Source organism: Sorangium sp. So ce367 (assembly GCF_051520455.1).
GTDB lineage: Bacteria > Myxococcota_A > Polyangia > Polyangiales > Polyangiaceae > Sorangium > Sorangium cellulosum_B.
Genome location: NZ_CP150334.1, coordinates 10,935,717 through 10,954,028 on the forward strand (window position 1 = coordinate 10,935,717; position 18,312 = coordinate 10,954,028).

16 protein-coding genes and 2 pseudogenes are annotated in these 18,312 nt (G+C 66.7%); 11 read left to right on the plus strand and 7 right to left on the minus strand.

Annotated elements, in window-relative coordinates:
• Positions 1-480 precede the first annotated feature (480 nt).
• The 6 genes from tnpA (WME97_RS41480) (at position 481) to WME97_RS41505 (ending at position 5,289) form a co-directional block, all read left to right on the plus strand.
• On the plus strand, positions 481-819 hold the full coding sequence (gene tnpA, locus WME97_RS41480; protein ID WP_437544793.1) for an IS66 family insertion sequence element accessory protein TnpA: 339 nt from the start codon (positions 481-483) through the stop codon (positions 817-819).
• Positions 813-1,235 (plus strand): IS66 family insertion sequence element accessory protein TnpB, encoded by a 423-nt coding sequence (gene tnpB / locus WME97_RS41485; RefSeq protein ID WP_437544794.1) that lies wholly within the window; start codon positions 813-815, stop codon positions 1,233-1,235. The genes tnpA (WME97_RS41480) and tnpB (WME97_RS41485) overlap by 7 nt, the downstream gene beginning before the upstream one ends.
• On the plus strand, positions 1,232-2,857 hold the full coding sequence (tnpC, locus tag WME97_RS41490) for an IS66 family transposase (RefSeq protein WP_437544796.1): 1,626 nt from the start codon (positions 1,232-1,234) through the stop codon (positions 2,855-2,857). The genes tnpB (WME97_RS41485) and tnpC (WME97_RS41490) overlap by 4 nt, the downstream gene beginning before the upstream one ends.
• 212 nt (positions 2,858-3,069) lie before the next feature.
• Positions 3,070-3,564, plus strand: a complete 495-nt coding sequence (locus tag WME97_RS41495; RefSeq protein WP_437546092.1) for an RNA polymerase sigma factor — start codon at positions 3,070-3,072, stop codon at positions 3,562-3,564.
• A 517-nt stretch (positions 3,565-4,081) separates the two neighbouring features.
• Positions 4,082-4,738: a hypothetical protein gene (locus WME97_RS41500; RefSeq protein ID WP_437546094.1), complete on the plus strand. Its 657-nt coding sequence runs from the start codon at positions 4,082-4,084 to the stop codon at positions 4,736-4,738.
• Complete coding sequence (locus WME97_RS41505; RefSeq protein ID WP_437546096.1) at positions 4,708-5,289, plus strand: hypothetical protein; 582 nt, start codon at positions 4,708-4,710, stop codon at positions 5,287-5,289. Before WME97_RS41500 ends, WME97_RS41505 begins: the two co-directional genes overlap by 31 nt.
• A 420-nt stretch (positions 5,290-5,709) precedes the next feature.
• On the opposite strand, the pseudogene WME97_RS41510 reads toward WME97_RS41505, so the two are convergent.
• Positions 5,710-5,901 (minus strand): annotated as a pseudogene (locus tag WME97_RS41510) (hypothetical protein); the annotation flags it as partial.
• Positions 5,902-6,030: 129 nt separating this feature from the next.
• Between WME97_RS41510 and WME97_RS41515 the strand changes: the two are divergent.
• Positions 6,031-6,849 (plus strand): hypothetical protein, encoded by an 819-nt coding sequence (locus WME97_RS41515; protein WP_437546098.1) that lies wholly within the window; start codon positions 6,031-6,033, stop codon positions 6,847-6,849.
• A 178-nt stretch (positions 6,850-7,027) separates the two neighbouring features.
• Here WME97_RS41515 and tnpC (WME97_RS41520) read toward each other — a convergent pair whose 3' ends face one another.
• Both tnpC (WME97_RS41520) and tnpB (WME97_RS41525) read right to left on the minus strand, forming a co-directional pair.
• Positions 7,028-8,920: an IS66 family transposase gene (gene tnpC, locus WME97_RS41520; RefSeq protein WP_437546099.1), complete on the minus strand. Its 1,893-nt coding sequence runs from the start codon at positions 8,918-8,920 to the stop codon at positions 7,028-7,030.
• A gap of 50 nt (positions 8,921-8,970) precedes the next feature.
• Complete coding sequence (tnpB, locus tag WME97_RS41525; RefSeq protein ID WP_437546101.1) at positions 8,971-9,150, minus strand: IS66 family insertion sequence element accessory protein TnpB; 180 nt, start codon at positions 9,148-9,150, stop codon at positions 8,971-8,973.
• Between the two features lie 32 nt (positions 9,151-9,182).
• Between tnpB (WME97_RS41525) and WME97_RS41530 the strand changes: the two genes are divergently transcribed.
• The 3 genes from WME97_RS41530 to WME97_RS41540 all read left to right on the plus strand — a co-directional run bounded on the left by WME97_RS41530 (position 9,183) and on the right by WME97_RS41540 (position 12,482).
• The gene (locus WME97_RS41530; protein WP_437546103.1) at positions 9,183-9,533 is read left to right on the plus strand and encodes a DUF5372 family protein; all 351 of its coding nucleotides are present in this window, start codon (positions 9,183-9,185) and stop codon (positions 9,531-9,533) included.
• A 75-nt stretch (positions 9,534-9,608) separates the two neighbouring features.
• Positions 9,609-10,115 (plus strand): helix-turn-helix domain-containing protein, encoded by a 507-nt coding sequence (locus WME97_RS41535; RefSeq protein WP_437546105.1) that lies wholly within the window; start codon positions 9,609-9,611, stop codon positions 10,113-10,115.
• Positions 10,116-10,364: 249 nt separating this feature from the next.
• The gene (locus WME97_RS41540) at positions 10,365-12,482 is read left to right on the plus strand and encodes a recombinase family protein (protein ID WP_437546107.1); all 2,118 of its coding nucleotides are present in this window, start codon (positions 10,365-10,367) and stop codon (positions 12,480-12,482) included.
• On the opposite strand, the gene tnpB (WME97_RS41545) is transcribed toward WME97_RS41540, so the two are convergent.
• Positions 12,371-12,697 (minus strand): IS66 family insertion sequence element accessory protein TnpB, encoded by a 327-nt coding sequence (tnpB, locus tag WME97_RS41545; RefSeq protein ID WP_437546109.1) that lies wholly within the window; start codon positions 12,695-12,697, stop codon positions 12,371-12,373. The genes WME97_RS41540 and tnpB (WME97_RS41545) overlap by 112 nt on opposite strands.
• Positions 12,694-13,005 carry an IS66 family insertion sequence element accessory protein TnpA gene (gene tnpA, locus WME97_RS41550; protein WP_437546111.1) on the minus strand — a complete coding sequence of 104 codons (312 nt, stop codon included), beginning with the start codon at positions 13,003-13,005 and terminating at the stop codon, positions 12,694-12,696. Before tnpA (WME97_RS41550) ends, tnpB (WME97_RS41545) begins: the two co-directional genes overlap by 4 nt.
• A gap of 323 nt (positions 13,006-13,328) precedes the next feature.
• Between tnpA (WME97_RS41550) and WME97_RS41555 the strand changes: the two are divergent.
• Positions 13,329-14,440: pseudogene (locus tag WME97_RS41555) on the plus strand (IS1 family transposase).
• Positions 14,441-14,730: 290 nt separating this feature from the next.
• On the opposite strand, the gene WME97_RS41560 reads toward WME97_RS41555, so the two are convergent.
• Positions 14,731-15,831 carry an aldo/keto reductase gene (locus WME97_RS41560; protein ID WP_437546113.1) on the minus strand — a complete coding sequence of 367 codons (1,101 nt, stop codon included), beginning with the start codon at positions 15,829-15,831 and terminating at the stop codon, positions 14,731-14,733.
• A 115-nt stretch (positions 15,832-15,946) separates the two neighbouring features.
• Positions 15,947-18,241: a multiheme c-type cytochrome gene (locus WME97_RS41565; RefSeq protein ID WP_437546115.1), complete on the minus strand. Its 2,295-nt coding sequence runs from the start codon at positions 18,239-18,241 to the stop codon at positions 15,947-15,949.
• Positions 18,242-18,312: the final 71 nt, after the last annotated feature.

The window sequence follows — 18,312 nt, forward strand, 5'->3', positions numbered from 1 at the left end:
GGGTCGTGGCCGAAACCTCACAGCGCGAGGTCCCGACAGTGCAACTGTACTTGATCCCGCCGGACGGTGGGCAAGGCGAAGGTGCGCCCAAGCGCCGCCGCCGTGTTTCTCCCTGTATTTCGCTGACCCAGACCCAGCGCAAGCGCCTACGGGCAGCCTTGCGCAGCCTTCGAGCGGCGTACGGCTCGTGGTCCTGCTTGGCCGAGGTGATGGACATGTCCGTCATCGCGGTCGAGAGCATCGCGAACGGACGGGCAAACGGCTCGCCTGCGACCGCGCTTCGCGCCGCCAAGGCAGCGGGCGTCACCGTCGAGCAACTGCTCGGTGGCCTCGCTCCGGTCCAGCGTTGCCCAGCCTGCGGGAGGAGCGGATGAAGCCCCGGCGGAAGGGGGCCGGACGCCCGTAAGCGCCCGGCCAACGCCATCGTGACCACCCCGTCGAGGCCGGTTACCAGTCCCCATCGCGACGAAGGAGGAAGCGATGGCGACGAAGGCGGAGTGGGCCGAGCGGGTGGAGCGATGGGAGCGCAGCGGGCTGAGCGCCGAGAAGTTCGCGCGGCGCGAAGGGTACATGCCGAAGCAGCTGTACTGGTGGCGCTGGAAGCTGCGCGCTGACCGGCCCTCGCAACCCTCGCCGTCGTCGTTGACCGAGGCACCGCGTTTTCTGCCGGTCCACGTGGTGACGGACGCATCGGCCGTCGCGCCAGAGCCGATCGAGATCGCGCTGCCCAACGGGCGGGTCGTGCGGGTCCGGCCGGGCTTCGACCCGGCCACGCTCGAGCGGGTACTGGCGCTCGCGGCCGAGGAGACGCCGTGCTGACGCTGCCGCCGTCGGTGCGCGTGTACGTCGCAGCCGAGCCCACGGATCTGCGCAAGAGCTTCGATGGGCTGTCGGCCTTGGTCTCTCAGCGCTTCGGAGCCGACCCGCTCTGCGGGCATCTGTTCGTGTTCAGGAATCGGCGAGGCGACCAGATGCGCGTCTTGTTCTGGGACCGCACGGGGTACATGATCGTGGCGAAGAAATTGGCTCGCGGGCGATTCCATCTCTCCTGCGACCTGCCCAAGGGGGCCACGCACGTCGAGGTCGAGGCGGCCGAGCTGTCGCTGATGCTCGAAGGGTTCGACCTGTCCCAGGCCGTGCGGCGCAAGCGCTGGAGGCCCGGCGTGAGAAAAATTGCTCCGTCGAAGCAAAGCTTGATGGATGCGCGCGGGATAGCTATCCCGCGCGCCACGTGACCAGTCCTCTTCAGTCCCAGGCACAATTGCCCGCCGATCTGGCGGACGTGCGGCACAAGCTCGAGCAGCTGGCGGCCGCCGGGCAGCTTCCAGAGCTCATCGAGCTGGTGCTCGGGCTGCTGGTCCAGCTGCGCGACAAGAATACGGCGCTCTCGGCGAAGCTCGCGAGCGCGCTGCGGGAGCTGTACGGCCGCAAGAGCCAGCAGATCTCGACCGAGCAGCTGATGCTGATGTTCGCCGAGCTCGGGGCGGAAGCTCCGCCGCAACCGGAGCAGGGGCTGGTGCCGCAACCTCCTGAGCCGCCGAAGCCGCCGCGAGGACGGGGCGGGCGCGCGCCGCTTCCCGAGCACCTGCCGCGTGAGACGCGCGTGGTGCCCGTCCCCGAGGCGGAGCGGACGTGCCCCCAGTGCGGCGCGGACAAGAAGTGCATTGGCCATCGTACGAGCGAAGTGCTCGAGTTCGTTCCGGCGCAGTTCAAGATCATCGAGGAGCGGCGGGAGAAGCTCGCCTGCCCGCGCTGCCCGGAGCAAGGCGTAACGACGGCGGACAGCGAGAAGGTGATGGACCGGGGGCGTCCGGGACCGGGGCTGCTCGCCAGCATCCTTGTCGAGAAGTTCGAGGATTCGATGCCGCTGTACCGGCAGTCGCAGCAGTACGCGCGCTTCGGCGTGTCGCTGTCCCCGTCGACCCTGGGCGACTGGTCGGCCTTCGCGCTCGATGTGCTCGCTCCGGTGGCTGAGAGGATCGAGGAGCGGGTACTGGACTCGTTCTACCTGCGCGCCGACGACACGGGGATGCGGGTCCTGGATCGAGATCATCCGACGGGGGTGAAGCGTGGCCACATCTGGGCCTTCGTCGGGGCAGATCTCGTGGCGTTCCTGTACGCACCGGACTGGAAGGCGAAGCATCCTGCCGCGCTGCTGCAGGGCTTCACCGGCTACTTGCAGGGCGATGGGTACGCGGGTTATGGCGCGATGCTCCGCGGAGGTGAAGGCGGCGAGATGATCGTGCCCGAGGAGCGTCGGCTTGGCTGCGGGATGCACATCCGCGCCAAGCTCGAGAAGGCGGCAAAGGGCGGCGACACGCGGGCCGCGGTGGCGCTCTCGTACTTCAAGGCCATCTACCGGATCGAGGCGGCCTGCAAGGAGGAGGCGCTGCCCACGGAGACGCGCCTGGCGCGCCGGCAGGAGCGGTCGCTCCCCGTTGTGGATGAGCTGTATCAGTGGATTCACGAGCTGCACCTGCGGCTCGTACCAGGCACGCCGCTCTGCATCGCCACCCAGTACGCCATCAATCAGGAGGCGGCATGGCGGCGCTGCTTCACGGATGGACGCTTCGAGATAGACAACGGCGAGGTCGAGCGGCAGCTAAGACGTGTCGCGCTCGGAAGAAAGAACTACCTATTCGCGGGCTCCGACAAGGGCGCTCAGCGCCTGGCCATCGGCTACACGATCTTCGGCTCGTGTCGAATGCACGGAGTCAACCCGCTCGCCTGGGCGACAGACATCATCGGCAAGTTGCAGGCGGGCTGGCCGCGCGACCGGCTGGACGAGTTGCTGCCCGACGCCTGGACGAAGTCGTCGCACGCTGCTCCGAGCACCGGCGACGCCGACGCGACCTGAACAACGCGAGCCTCGGCCGGCGACCTAGGCGGATGCCGCCTTGCCGGGCCCTTTCTCAGGACCGCCTGTGCCCGCGCCGAGTCGTGGGCCGACGCCGCCCCGCGTCCAGCCTCCTCGACCCCGCCGAGAGCTGCAAGGGGCCGTGCCCATGGCGATCGCCGGGTGGTTACGGACGCCCGCCTGCCGCGCGCCACCCCAGGAAGAAGCCGACGATGGAGGCGATCCTCGTGGAGCGCGGCATCGTCCTGGCGACGCTCGCCGGCATCCCGAAGCGCGACCGCCGCGACGTGGAGGCCGAGGTGTTGCTCAACGCCTGGAACGCCATCCGCCGCGGGCTCTACAGACCCGACCCGAGGGACAAGCCCAGGGACGCCCTGCGGAAGTGGCTACACGGGATCGCCTGGCGCCTTGCCTCGCACTACTTCAGGTCCACGTACGTGCGACGCGTTGTCCCCCACCCGTCGCCGCTCGGGTTGCTGCACGAGCCCGTCGGCATCGACATGCACGCGCAGATCGAGGCGCGCGAGGTGCTCGACGCCATGAGCGAGCTCCCGCCCTGGCAGCGGGATGCCCTCCTCTCCGTGGACGATCCGGAGAGCCTTGCCGCCTACGCCCGACGGCGCCGGATGAACCCGCACACGGCAGCGTCGAGGCTCCGGATCGCTCGGGAAGCGCTCGCGCTGAAGTTGAGGCGGTGGCGGCGGTGAGCCACCCCGACTTCATGAAGCGCGTGCTGAGCGCCGAGGACCTCTCCCTCGTCGCTGGCGGAGTTCGCGCGCTGGCCGACCTCCCAGGCGTGCGCCCTAAAACCGCGACAAACTCCGGACCGCCGTCCTCCACGTCCTCATCCACGAGAAGACCAAGCCCTCGCACAAGGCGGTGCGCCATCCAGATGGCAAGAAGCAAACCAGCTCGGCGCTACACGTCATCGCCGTGATGGCGCAGTGGGAAGCGGCAGGAGGGCACCGAGTCAACTCTCCGCCATACTAGCCGCTCAGGGACGATGCTACAGTAGACCTTCGCCTGAGACAGGTGCGACATGTGGCACATCCTCGCACACTCAAGAATCTGCGGCAAATATTCCCTGGATAGAAGTTCAGTAGATGCAGAGATTCCTGGAATTGCAACCTGAGGCACGTTGCCCTAGCCTGGGCATAACTAAAGCTGAACTGTAGCCTACAGCTTGAGCTTCCCGCAAGCAAGACGCCCATCTAAGAGATCCACGTGGAGACTAGTGAACATGAGAACGCCGTTCTTCGAAACCTACAGTTCATGCTGCTTGTTAATAAAACAACGGCAAGCACGGGAATAGTTCAGAAGCTTACCCAGGAGCTTTCTGGCTGGAAGAAGAAGCAGGCCACCAGCCCGTCGACTATTATTGAAAGCTCTTTCCTTTCGGAAGAGGAAGATGCTCCGTATTATGCGTGGTTTCACATCGACACGTCGGAAGAAACTGGCCGACCTCCAGAGTTTTTTCTTCACATAGGTCTTCGGCATAAGCCCAAGAGTCGGCCACCGAAAAACATGATATCGAGGAAGGAGTCTGGAAAGGTTGCGGAGTGGTTTTTCTCCATCGTGGAGCCGATTACAGCCGGAGGTATTGCTCTCGTTGAGGCCGAATTGCAGCTAGACAATTGGCGTAGAGCTGACGTGGCTCCGGTCCCACAGCTGGTTGTCGACGGCACATGCTCGATGGAGAGCTGCGGAGTTGAATACAAGGCCAAAGGTCCTGGTGATATCAGGAGCTTTCGCTGGTCATCTCTTGATCCGCAGGCCACAAAGGTGTGGATCTCATATATACTAAAAGACGTGTCGATTAGTCGACATACATGGGAGGAGGGGGGAAGGCAATGCGTTCAGCATCTGAGGAAGATCTTCTAAACACAATAAGGAAGATTGTTCGTCAATCGCAGGACGCTACGGATCCATGGATTTCGACTGAAAAAGAGTCCTGGGAACCCGGCAGAGCGCAGTCGAACGATCGGGCGCTACATGAACAGTTTTTGGTCCTATTGCAGGACGAGTTGCGCGCATCGAAAGACATCAACAAAGACATCAGTAAGCGAGTCGCGACCGTCGAATCGGTCGCCTCCAGCGCCGAGCGCATTGCGATAGAGGCACTGGTTGCTGCGAAGGGTGGAGTTCGTGATGCGGCGCTTGGTTACCCGAACCGGCTTCACGAGCTGATTGCCGCCGCAATCAGGGGACGAGCGCCGAAGATAAGTGGTGTTACGGCGGCATACTTGAGTCCAGACGGCACGAGCTTTGTTATTACTGGTCCAGAATGGACTGAAGAGCTAAGTGAGGCAGGAGCAACTCTGGCGTCCGAGCTGCAAGGCGTCTATGCACCTCATGGTGACCCATATATCGATGGCTCGTTTGTTGAAGGGGAAGGGCGCCCCGAGGAACTCTGGATTAAGGTATTCCCGTGAGCTTGTCTCATGAACATCTGGCGAGAAAGAACTTCGAGCAGTCTGCGGGTGCGTGCACACCAGAGTGGCGCGTCACCATGCTGTTTTATGCCGCCGTGCACGCTGTCTCGCACGTTCTTTTTCCTAGCTCGCACGCGCCGATGACGTTCAAGCACAAAGATCGCGGCAAACGAATTTTCGTACATCCGAAGCTTCGTGCCGTAGACTCTGACTATCGCGAGCTATATGGCTTGTCAGTGACATCTCGCTACATGTCCGCATGTCATCCAATGTCCGTAGCCAAAGTAAATAGGGCATTTACGCTGGCGGTGCGGGTATTGAGCCTCGCTGGTATCTCAACTAGCACTGCGCCTCCTGTATCCGCGGCACGCGCCGCAGACTCAGGTGCGGGAACTGCACATGCAGCAGGCTCCGCCCCATCTAGTCAGGCGGATCAGGCGGGAACAAGCTCAGCTGCACCATCGGCCTCGGCATCCCCGCAGGCGGAGGCTCCGACGGTGGCGGTTCCGGCCCCGCGGGCGTCGTAGGCCCAGCGGGCGCAGCCGGCGCGCTCCCGACCAGTCGCAGGAACCCGCGTCCGTTCGGCAGCGCCCTGGCCGGCGCGGTGGGCGTCCGTCCCCGGTGGCGGCTCGGCAGCCGCTCATCCGAACACGCGACAGCCCGCACTGTGGTCGTCAGATGCGCGCCCCGCTTCATCCGGGGACACGGCGACCATCGGCGCGCTGGTGTATCATGGTGCTCATGACCGACCGCGAGATGCGCGAGCGAGCGAATGCGATGTTGAAGGATGCGGCTAACGCAGTAATTGCCGGCGGTACGGGCGCTGGAATAGCGCTGGCGTCAGGCGCTGGACCTAGCATGGCTGCCATCCAGGGAGGAGCTGGCCTCTTACCATGGGCGCTGACGACTGTGTTCGCCATCGCCCGCGGCTGGAAGGAGCGCGAGGTCGCTAAGTGGTGGTACGAACTCCTGCATGGTCAGGAAGACGACCAGGTTACGCCTGAGGAGGTCGCCGGGCTCATCGACGCACACCAAGAAGAGCCGTTTGTTCGAGAGACGGTCCTTCGGTCGGTTCGGGCGCTCGGTGAAGCAGTCGATCCAGCAGTAGTGACGCCTCTTGCGGTACTGGCCCGCGAGTACGTTAGCGAACAGAAAACACCAGACGCGTTCTTTCGTGGCACGGCTCGCGTTCTCGCAGACCTTTCCGGCGGCGAACTCGCCGACCTGAGAAGAGTAGTCTCGTGGGGGCTCAGCACGTGCAGTGAGGATCGCTGCATGCTCGTCGCCTTTGACCAAGATGTTATTTCCGGCAAAAACAAGGACGAATGGCCTAAAATCCCGTGGCGCGTGCTTATGTTCGCCGGCAAATTCAAGTCGCTGGATAAAGCCGACGGCGTACTTGATGGTGTCAGTAACCCGAATCGGCTACTGCGGCTGCTGGAAATGAACGACCTCGCTACCCGGCCATCTAGCTCAGCATGGGGCGTCGACCCTCTACGGATTATGGTGGAGACCGAGACGCTCAGCAGACTTGCTCGCGTACTCGGTCCATCTGACTAGGCGCCCGAGACGAGCGGGCCAGCCGCGACGAATCGGCCGAACGACGTTGGCGCCGCGTAGCCCGCCCGGAGCCCGCGGATCTGCTCGCCTCGACCGCGGGGAGTAAGCGCTGCATGAAGCGCCGTCGGCCCCAACCTCGGTCAGCTGGTGCAAGATGGGGGCGATGGAACCGGCTCAGTCAGCCCGTCGCGTGCTGCTCTTCCGCGGGAAGCGGGGGCGGGACGGTGATCGGCCCGAGGGCGAGCTTCAGCTCGTCGGCGACGAGCCGGGTGCGGGTGCGCGCCCAGTACCTGGGGGCGAGCTCGAGGTAGCGGTCCCGCGGCCAGTAGGGCATCACGCGGATGACGTCGGCGAGGTAGGCCTCGGGGTCGAGACCGTGGAGCTTGCAGCTTGCCACGAGCGAGAAGAGGTTGGCGGCGGCCGAGGCGTGGTCGTCGCTGCCGAAGAAGAGCCAGGACTTCCTTGCAACCGCGATGGATCGCAGAGCTCGCTCGCTCGCGTTGTTCTCCAGGCGCAGCCGACCATCATCGAGGAAGCGCCGCAGGGGCTGCTCTTGATTGAGGGCGTAGCCGAGCGCAGTAGAGACCAGGCCGCGCTCGCGGGGACGCGCGTGCTCGGCCCTCGCCCACGCAAAGAACGCGTCGACCAAGGGGCGGACGACGGCGTCACGGCGCACCTTGCGCTGTGCGGGCGCAAGATCCGCGAGCTTGCGATCGACCGCAAAGATGGCGTTGATGCGACGCAGCCCCTCGACGCCGAGCTCGTGCTTGCAGACCGCCGCCTCCCAGAAGTTGGTACGGCAATGCGACCAGCATCCGACTTCGGTCGGGGGCGGACCGCGCTTCTCGTCGGCAGCAGCGCCTCTTGGTGGTGTGCCGCGGAAGAGGGCGTCATAGATGGCGTGAGCGTCGGCTTGAATGTACCGAGAGAAGCCGCGGAACATCTCGCAAACCGCAGCGCTGGTATGCTTGGGCTGGTACTCGAAGAAGACGTGATCCTTGTCCGCGAGGACGACGAAGAAGTGTCCTTTGCGGCACGGCCCGGGCTTCTTGTCCTTGCGCTCCTGGATGGGCCCAGGCTGGATGGAGACCCCGGTAGCGTCCGTGGACAGGCAGAAGGCGGTCTCGAAGGCCTCTTTGCGCGCGGCCTCGACGATGGCGCCCAGGGTCGCGCCCGCGTCTTCGGCGTAGCGGCACATCGTGCCGCGATCGAGCGACGCGCCCTGAAGCTCCAGCTGCTGCTCCAGTCGATAGAACGGGACACCGAGCAGGTACTTGCTGATGAGGATGTGCGCAATGATGGACGGCGCGAGAAGCGACCTCCGGAACAGCTCCTTCGGAAGCGGCGTCGTGATGAAGACCGTGCAGGTCTCGCCCTTCGGCGCCGGCGGCGGCGCATCGAGCGCTGTGGAGCAAGCGCTCGGCTCGCCGGCCGCTGCCGTGTTCTCGGGGCTGACGCTCGCTGCGGGCGTCGGCGCCGGGACCTCTCTCGCGACGACCTGGAGCGGGGCAGCTTCCCCCTCGCCAGCGCTGCTCGCATCCGTGACGGACCGCTCGGCCTTGTACACGACGCGTGCGAGCACGATGCGGCGCATTCCGCCGCGCTCGTAGCCGAGTCGCGAGGTCTCCTCGACCCCGATGCGCGTCGCCGTCGCATCGAGCTCAGGACAGGAGAGCTCAATGCGGACGACGGGCAGGTCCGACTCGGACAGGTCGCGACGGCCCTTGCTGCCGGTCCTTCGTTTCGGCCCCTTGGGGTCGTCGTCCTGCCGCTCGTCGCCCGTCTTGCGCTCGGCGTCGTCGAGTGCCTTCTGGAGACGCTGGACCTCGAGGAACATCGACTCGAACGCGAGCTGCTCCGCGCTCACCTCGGCGCGCTCCGCTTTCGCCACGAACAGTCGACGTTGCAAAAGCTGGAGTTGCTCGAGCGCACGGGTGTAGGCGCGCCGAAGCTGCGCGAGCGCATCGCGCGCTCCGACGAGCTCGCTCTTGGCCGCTGCGAGCTCCGCTTCGAGCTGCGCGATGCGCTGCTGCTCGGGCGTCGGCGTCGGCTTTGCGGCAGCGTCGTGCACGACGCCGCTCTACGTAAGCGGAGCGTACTTGTCGAGTGAATTCGTGCGGCTCAGTGGACGCGGCGCGATGCACGCCTTCGCGGTTTGGACGTCGGCGCGATCTCGATGCCGTCGAGCAGCGTCTCGAGCGTCGCGTCGTCCACCTCGACGTGCGTGGCGCCCTCGGTCGGGGGGTCGGGCAGCACGAACGCCCCGCGATCAAGACGTTTGTACCTCACCACGAACTGCACGCCCTTCGCCCACGGGCGAGCGTCTTGTGCGCGTGACGCACCCGTTCCACCCGCTCAGCGGACGGCAGCTCGTCTGCGTGGGCGAGCGGTACAACCGGTACGGGACGCGGCTCCTGCTGCGCGTCGACGAGGCGCACGTCTACTCGGTGCCGCGGCAGTGGACCGACGTCGTCGCGCCCGATCCGGAGCTCGTCATCGGCGAGGGGCGCGCGCTGCTCCGGGTAGCCGATCTCCTGGAACTCGCCGGCCTGGTGTCGCACCTCGTCGAGCAGGCGGGCCGGGCTCAAGCGCGTAAAGGGAATAACACCGCACATGTAAAGCGAAATGTGCCGCCTACAAAGAAGAGACGACCCGAACATGCGAAAATGCGCGACAAGATCTGACCAATACGCGTTGCGCATGTTTGACATCGGTCACCGATGCGGCCTAGTTATCGTGACTCACATGTCGGAGGGCTCATGCCGAAACGAGGCGACCGGACAGAGCCGAAGACCGCAGCGCTCCGCGAGGACGGCACATTGAACCCGTCCCCCGACGAGGTCAGCGATCCGAAGTTCCAGACGGGCGGCTTCTTCGATTCTCGCGACCTGATGCAGGTGAGGTACGAGATGTTGCGCCGCGTGTCGATCGACAACCTGTCAGTAACGCAGGCCGCCGCCGAGTACGGGGTCTCTCGCCCGACGTACTACCAGGCCAGAGCGAGCTTCGATGAGTCGGGGCTTGGCGGACTCGTGCCAAAGAAAAGGGGCCCCCGTGGGCCGCACAAGCTCCAGGGTGACATTTTGGCCTTCGTCGAGAAACGGATCGTCCCGGGGAAACCGCTCCGGGCGCGCGAGTTGGCGAGGCTGGTCTGGCAGGTGTTTTCGGTCGAGATCCACCCCAGAACGATCGAGCGGGCGCTCGGCGGAAAAAAAACGACACAGCGGGCACCCGAGCGGGTGCCGAGGAAGCCGCTGCGAGGGTGAGAGTGACCGAGCAATACGAGGCATTGCGAGCGGCCGCTCTTGGCGAACGGCTCCCCCTCGAAGCGAGGAGCGGTCTTGCGCTTTTGCTTCGGCGAGGCATGTGGGCTTGGGCGCGGGCAGCGGCCGCCCAGAGCACGACATCGCGCACGACGCAACCGTCGCCTCCAAGCTTGACCCCCGATGATGAACAACGAGCCGTTGTTCACCTCTTCGCAGCGATGGCGAGGAGTTCCACTCCCCCGAGGAACCATGAATGAATCGCGCAAAGTTCAGTCGCACCATCTCGAGCGTGAAGCTTACCTCTACATCCGACAGTCGTCGATGAAGCAGGTGGTCGAGAACGTTGAGAGCACGAAGCGCCAGTATGCGCTTCGGGCGCGCGCGACAGCGCTCGGCTGGCCCGACGATCGCATCGTCGTGATCGACTCCGACCAGGGAGAGTCGGGCGCATCCGCGGCTTGGCGCGAAGGGTTTCGGCGGCTGGTGACGGATGTCGGGCTCGGGCGTGCCGGCATCGTGATGGGGCTCGAGGTCTCGCGGCTCGCGAGGAACAACGCCGACTGGCATCGACTGCTCGAGATCTGCGCCCTGGCGAACACCCTGATCCTGGACGAGGATGGCGTGTACGACCCGACGAACTTCAACGATCGTCTCCTTCTCGGCCTCAAGGGAACGATGAGCGAGGCGGAACTGCACGTCCTGAAGGCGAGACTGCGCGGCGGGGTCCTGAACAAGGTCAGGCGCGGTGAGTATCGATGCGTTCTCCCCACCGGCTTCGTCTACGATGAGAGCGGGACCGTCGTCCTCGACCCGGATGCGCAGGTGCGCGAAACGATCGCGCACCTCTTCGAGACCTTCGCCCGCGTCGGCTCGGCACACCAGACGGTCAAGGCGTTTCGAGACGAGGGCCTCCGTTTCCCTTCTCGCCTCCGCGCCCCAGCCGCGGGCGTGATCTTCCGTCCGCTCACGGCATCGGCGGCGATGCGGACGCTGCGCAACCCGCGGTACGCCGGTGCCTACGCGTACGGACAGCGTGTGTACAGTCGTACAATCGATGGAAAGAAGACGCAGCGGAAGCGCGCGAGCGAGGACTGGCTTGCCTGCATTCCCAACGCCCATCCTGGTTACATCACGTGGGACCGATACCAGGAGAATCTCCGGCTCCTCGCGTCGAACGGTCGCGGGTACGACGCCGCGCGTGCATCGCCGCCGCGCGAGGGCAGCGCGCTCCTGCAGGGGCGCGCCGTCTGTGGGCGATGCGGGCAGCATCTTCGCGTACGCTACAGGGAGGCTCGAGGGAAGCTCGAGTCCTGGTACGTCTGTGACCGCGCCACCGATTCCCATGCCGAACCGAACTGCCAATCCCTCGCAGGGCCTCCCATCGACGAGGCGGTCGGGCTCTTGGTGACCGAGAAGATGACGCCTGCCGCCGTCGAGTTGGCGCTCGAGATTCGGAGAGAGGTCGAGACTCGGTACGAGCAGGCGGATCAGCTTCGGTGTCACGCGATCGAGCGGGCGCAGGTCGACGCTGACCTCGCACAGCGCCGCTTCATGATGGTTGACCCCGCCAACCGTCTCGTCGCAGATACGCTCGAGTCCAATTGGAACGACAAACTTCGCGTACTGGCGAAAGCGCGCGACGAACGCGAGCGCGCTCGACACGACGATGGGATCGCGATCGACGAGGCGCTTCGCGATCGACTCGTCGCGATGACGACTGACTTCAAGCGGCTGTGGTTCGACCCGACGACGCCGAATCGGGAGCGGAAGCGAATGCTCGCCTACGTGGTGGAGGACGCGACGCTCGTGAAGCAATCTGCCGACGCGACCACGAAGATCCATATTCGCTTCCGAGGCGGTCAAACGACGACCATTACGACCGTTAACCCGAAAGCTTCCTGGGAGAAAGTGAAGACGCCGGCGAAGATTGTGGAGCTCGTCGACCGGCTGCTCGACCATCACATCTACGACGAGATCGCCGACATTCTTAACGCGCGTGGGCTCCATCCCGGCGGGGCCGCGTGGCCCGGCCGTGGCGGGGCCCGCTTCACGCCGAAGCGCGTGCAGTACATCGTGCATACGTATAACTTGAGACCACGCTTCGATCGACTGCGCGCCCGCGGGCTTCTCACCAAGGAGGAGCTCGCCGCTCGCCTTGGAATTCACGAGTCCACCCTGATCAGCTGGGTGAAGCACCGCATCATCAAGGCGCACGCGTACAACGGCCACGCGTGGCTTTACGAGGAGCCGGCGACTCACCCCAGGAAGCACTGCAGCCGCTGGGATCGCCTCAGCGACCGGGCAGCGGCAGCCCGTGCATCACGGAGCCGGAACCAACGTCCTCGTCTGAATTCGAAAGAGGTGTAGTATGAAGACAGGTGGTTTGAAAACAGGCAGAGTCCGCTGCCGTCGAAGAAGAGGATCTTGATGCTGGTCCGCCGCTTGCCGATGAACGCGAACAGCGCTCCGCAGCGCGCCTCATACCCCACACGCTCGCGAATCAGCCCCGAGAGCCGCTCGAAGCCGTAGCGCATGTCCACCGGCTCCAGCGCGACGAACACCTGCACGCCGGCCGGGATCATCGCGCGCCACCGCCGAGGGCGCGGACCACGTCGGCCAGCAGCGCGGCGTCGAAGCCCGCTGCCACGCGCACGCGCGCGCCACCGACCTCGACGACGAGCTCCGAAGCGCTGCTTGTCACGGCGGGCGCCTTCGGCACCAGCCGCAGAAAGCGCGGCCGCTCGGTCCGCGACAGCCGGCTCGACCAGCCGTGCAGCGTCGAGGCCGCAAATCCGCGGCTCCGCGCGAACTCCTCCGCCGTTTCACCGCTCTCGCGCCACGCCCGAACGCGCTCGGACCACATCACTTCGGTCGCCTTCGTCCTTGTCATGCACGCCATCATGAACTGGACAGCGCGGCCAGGGGGAGACGGCGCTTCGCGCAGCGCTTACCGCGGGGAGTCAGGGTTTCACGCGCATCCCGAGGCAACGGCGTCCTGTAGGCTATGACATACCCCGTCCTGTCGGCATCTGCCGCGCGCCCTTCAGAGCGCTTTCCCTCGGCAAAAGCGCTATAATCGAAGGACCTTAGACGAAAGCGCCCTGCCTCCGGCTGGTCCCCGGAAGCAGGGCTGCGAAACGCCAGGCAGTCGCCTACCTCGCGCCCATTGCACCGCGAAGGGTACGGCCGCGCCTGGGGAGAGGCAAGGGTCCCGTGGCGAACGTGCTCCCACGCGAGCGGCAGCTTGCCGTGCTCGCGGCCTTGGTGGACGGCAACAGCGAGCGCGCGGTCAGCCGGATGACCGACGTCAGCCGAGCGGCAATCAGCCGCTTCGGGCTCGCTCTCGGCGCCGGTGCGCAGCGCCTGCATGACCGGCTCGTGCGCGGGCTCCGCTGCGAGCTGATCCAGGCCGATGAAGTGTTTTCCTATGTGGGTAAAAGCAAGCCCGCGTGACGGCTTCCGACGCGCCCGGAATAGGCGAAACGTACTCCTTCGCGGCCATGGACACGGCATCGCGCCTCGTCATCGCCTGGCGTGTCGGCAAGCGCGACATGGAGACGTGCAGCGCCTTCGTCGCAGACCTTCGGTCTCGACTCCTGGTGATGCCGCAGATCACCACGGACGGATTTGCGCCGTACATCGCTGCTGTAGCAGCGCACTTCGGGCTCAGCGTCGACTTCATGCAGACTGTCAAAAACTACCGCACTGCCTCCTACCGCGGCCCGGACCATCGGTACGAGCCTCCCCGTGACCCGTTCATCACGAAGCACACGATCTACGGCGCACCCGACGCGAAGAAGGCTTCTACGGCGTACGTGGAGCGGCTGAATGGCACCACGCGCCATCTGCTCGGACGCATGAGAAGGCTCTCGTACGCCTTCAGCAAGAGCCCCGAGCACCATAGGGCCGCCGTCGCCCTGCATTACACGTACTTCAACCTCTGCTGGACCCCGCGCACGCTGCGCGTCACGCCCGCGATGGAGGCTGGACTCACCCGGCACGTGTGGGATCTGGAGGAGCTCCTGGACGCCATCCTGACCGAGCCGGCCGACGAGAAGCCGCAGCCGCAGCCACTGGAGCACTGGCAGCCGGAAGCGCCCTCCAGGCCGTTGCCCGGCGGCCGTGGCTTCCTGCGGCTCGTCACCGCGCCGACGCCCGCGCTCCGCCGTCCGACCGTCCAGCCGGACCCGCCGCCCGTCGCACCGGTTACGCCTGCTCATGACGCACCTCCGCCCGGCCCGGTGCAACTCGATCTCCTGTCGTGGCGACCGAAGCCGAGGGCCCCCGAGCAGCTCTCCCTCTTCCCTGAACCCCCGCCCGAATGACGGCCAGTTTTGAAGACTGGCCTTTGAAGGCCACCACCGGGCGGCGACGCAGCCGGCCATGTCGAACATGCACCCCTGATTCATTCACTCTCCTGGGAAAGCGACGGTAGTTCAACAATCGATCGATGCCATCGGCGGTGCTCTCTCTTGTGGGGCCAGAAAATCCACACGCTCGGGCACGTGCGGCGGCTGGCGCGCGCGGGGCGCCGGCGGAGGAGCAGGGCGCCTGCTCGGCGACGTCCGTGGCGAGGCTTGCCCCCTTGCGTTGGGAGCCCCCGCGGGGTTCCCGTTCAAAGGTTCGCGGTCGTCAGCCAGTGGGGGTTCTTCGTCGTGCCATCGTAGCGCTCCGTGGTCTTGAAATGCTCGTGGTCCCCTCTGGCCCCGAGCTCGGCGGTGCGCGCCAGGATCGCCGAGACGCGCTCGCTGCCGAGCGGCTGGAACGTGTAAGCCGCCTTGAGCGCCTGCTTGAGGACACCCAGGCTATCGCAGCCGGTGATGACCACCGACGTCGGCAAGCTCATGGGATAGTGCAGGCAGGTTATCGGCGAGACCACGCCCGCCTTCGCGATCTCCCCGCCGGCGAACGGCTTCATCCCCAGCACCCCGATGCCCTGCTGCGTCAGCACCGGGAGCACCGCCTTCTCGAAGCTCCGGTAATGGGGATCCAGGACGTTGAGAGGCATCTGCACGGTGTCGAGCGGGACGCCCTGCCGCTCGGCCATCTTCAGCATGGCGAGGTGGATGTCCGGGTCCTTGTGCCCCGTGAAGCCGATGAACCGGATCTTGCCGGCCTTCTTCGCGGCCACGAGCGCCTCCATCGCGCCGCCGGGCCCGTAGATCTGCTCGGGATCGCTCATCCGGATGATCTCGTGCATCTGCACGAGATCGATGACGTCGGTGCGCAGCCGCCGGAGCGACTGCTCGAGCTGCGCCTCCGCGGTCGCCCGGGTGCGGCCGTCGAGCTTGGTCATCAGGAAGACCTTGCTGCGGTATCCGTCCTGGAGCGCCTTGCCCATGCGCTCCTCGCTCTTGCCATCGTGGTAATCCCAGCAGTTGTCGAGGAAGGTGACCCCGTGATCGATCGCGAAGCGAACGAGACGGATGCTCTCCTGCTCGTCCTTGGGGACCGCCATGTGGAAGCCGCCGAGGCCGAGGAGGCTGACCTTCACGCCGGTCCGCCCGAGAGCCCTCGTCGGCATCACGCCGCCCGCCGGTAGCGTGACGTCCTCTTCCTCTGGCGCCCCGGAGGAAGGCCCCTCGGGAGGCTCCGGAGCGCCCGCGCCCGGGGATGTAGCGTTTTGCCGCAGCTGCGCGCTCCCCGCACACGCGCCGAGCGCGAGGCTGGCGCCCGCGGCGTGGAGGAAGGTCCGCCGAGAAGGTCGCTTCGTCATGACAGGGCAACGCTCCTTTTCAGGGCGAAGCCAGACTGCAGGGGACATGCCATGCGCACACAGGCACGAGCCCACGTTCACGACCAAGGTGGTGACCGCTGGCGGATGGAGGAGCTCATGGCCGTCCGAGACGCGACTGGGCGTGAGCAGCCTGGGGGGAGGACCGCAGGGCGGTCAGCGCGGCCTGGTAGACGGTCTGGAAGCGGGCCTGCTCTGGCGCGAGCGCGGCGGCGCGTTTCAGCGGCTCGAGCGCTTGATCCTGGTGGCCTTGCCGGACCAGGGCGAGGCCCAGCGAGTGGAGCAGCTCGGCCTGCTCGGGAAGACGGGTGATTCCGCGCCGGAGCAGCGCGACGCCGTCCGCGTCGCGACCGAGCTCGCGATAGAGGTCGGCGAGGTTCACGTAGGTGGGGACGTAACCGGGCTCGATGCGAAGCGCGGCGAGGTAGGCGTGCTCGGCGTCGCGCGGCTTGCCCGTGCGGGTGAAGATCAGGCCCAGGTTGTTCTGGGCCTCGGCGCGATCGGCATGGAGGGTCTGGGTGGCGATGTACTCGCTCAACGCCCCGTCCAGCGCCCGCGCGGCGCGCTCGGGCAAGGCGCCGAGGTCGACGCCCGCAAGCACGCGCGCGGCTTCGACGCGCACGCCGCGCACGGGATCGGCGAGGAGCGGCGCGGCGACGGCCGCGGCGTGGCGAGGGTCGTAGCCCTCCAGCGCGCTGAGCGCGGCGCGCCGGAGCAACGGGTCGGGATCGGCGAGCGCCGCGCGGAGAACGGCGAGCGACGCGGCCGTCGGTGCGGCGCGAAGCGAGGCGACCGCCGTCGCGCGCGCGATGGCGGGGATGGCGCGATCGGTCGCGAGCCGCTGGAGCTCAGCGGCGACGGCCGGGTCGCCGGGCGCGGTGCTCGCGAGAGCGAACACCTCGGCATAGGTCTGGTAGCCCTGCGCGGGGCGGCCGAGCCAGGCTCGCACGGCGTCAGCGGCCCAGCTCGCCGGCTTCTGAGCGTGGCAGTCGGTGCATGGGTTCGGGATCCCGAGGCGGACCGAGAGATCCGGACGAGGCACCCGGAAGCCGTGATCGTGACGGACGTCGACGCCCATGTACGTGCGCGCCGGCATGTGGCAGTCGACGCAGCGCGGAGCGACGGGCGCGCCGGGCGTGACGACGGCGTTCGCGGCGTGGCGGTGATGCGCGGGGACATCGAAGCGCGCCGGCTCATGGCAGGACGCGCACACGCCGTTGCCCTCGGCGCGCAGACGGCCGGAGTGCGGCTCGTGGCAGTCGCTGCACGTCACGCCGGCATTGGCCATCTTGCTCTGCTGGAACGAGCCATAGGTGAAGACCTCGTCGCTCATCACGCCGTCGGGCGTGTAGAAGGGCGCGGTCAGCAGCTCGAGCGCGACGCTGTCGAGCAGCGGGGCGCCGTGCCGGAACGGCTGCGAGAGGGTCTCGCGGCGGCTGTGGCAGAACGCGCACGTGGCGCTCTCGGTGCCGCTCGAGGCGCTCTTGGCACGCTGCGCGGTGCCGCTGGGCAGCCGCGTCCACGTGGCGTCCTTGCGCTCGTCGAAGCGCACGTCGAGGCCCTTCGAGGGGTCCGGCGTCCTCGCCTTGGTCCAGTCGAGGTGGCGCGCGCCACCGCCGTGGCAGCCTTCGCAACCGACGCTGAGCTCGGACCAGGTGGTGGTGAAGTGATCTGCGGCCGCGTCATACCCTTTCGTGACGTGCGTCGAGTGGCACTCGGCGCACATGTGGTTCCAGTTCTGGCTGGCGGCGGTCCAGTGCAGCACGTCGCCGGAGCGCACGTCGTCGCGCTCGTGCAGGTGGTACCAGCGCTGCCCACCGCGTGCCTGGGGGCGCGCGTCCCACGCAAACGGCAGCGCCTGCAAGCGCCCGCCCGGGCCGGCGACGAGGTACTGCTGGAGCGGCTCGACGCCGAAGGTGTACAGCACCTCGTAGCGGTGCAGCTGGCCATCGGGGCCGTCCGTGGTGACCCAGTATTTCCCGCCCTGGCGATCGAAGCGGTGGACCTGCCCGGCGTAACGCAGACGCGCCCCGTCGAAGTTCCCGAGCACGGTGGCGGCGGTCGCGTGCTGCATGGCCCGCGCGTGCTGCGAGCCCTGCCACGCGGCGTGCTCCTCGGCGTGGCACGGCGCGCATCGATCGCTGCCGACGAAGCCGGCCGCCGCGCGCTCCGGCGAGCGCTCCGCCGGGCTGACCGGCGTCGCGGCAGCCGGCGAGGCCTCCGCGGGCCCGCCTCGCGCCGCCCCGGGTTTCACCACCGAAGCGCTCGCCGTGGATGCGTCGGCCGGCGTGAGCGAGGACGCGCTCCTGGGCGCGCGCCAGACCACGAGCCCGATGAGCGCCAGGGTCACGACAGCGAGGGGCCACGAGCGAACGAGTCGGGAATCGGCCATGTGCAGAGCGGAAGTGAGCGCCGCCGCGAGACGCGGGTCGCGCAGAGACGCCCGGGTCTCGCGTGCGGCAG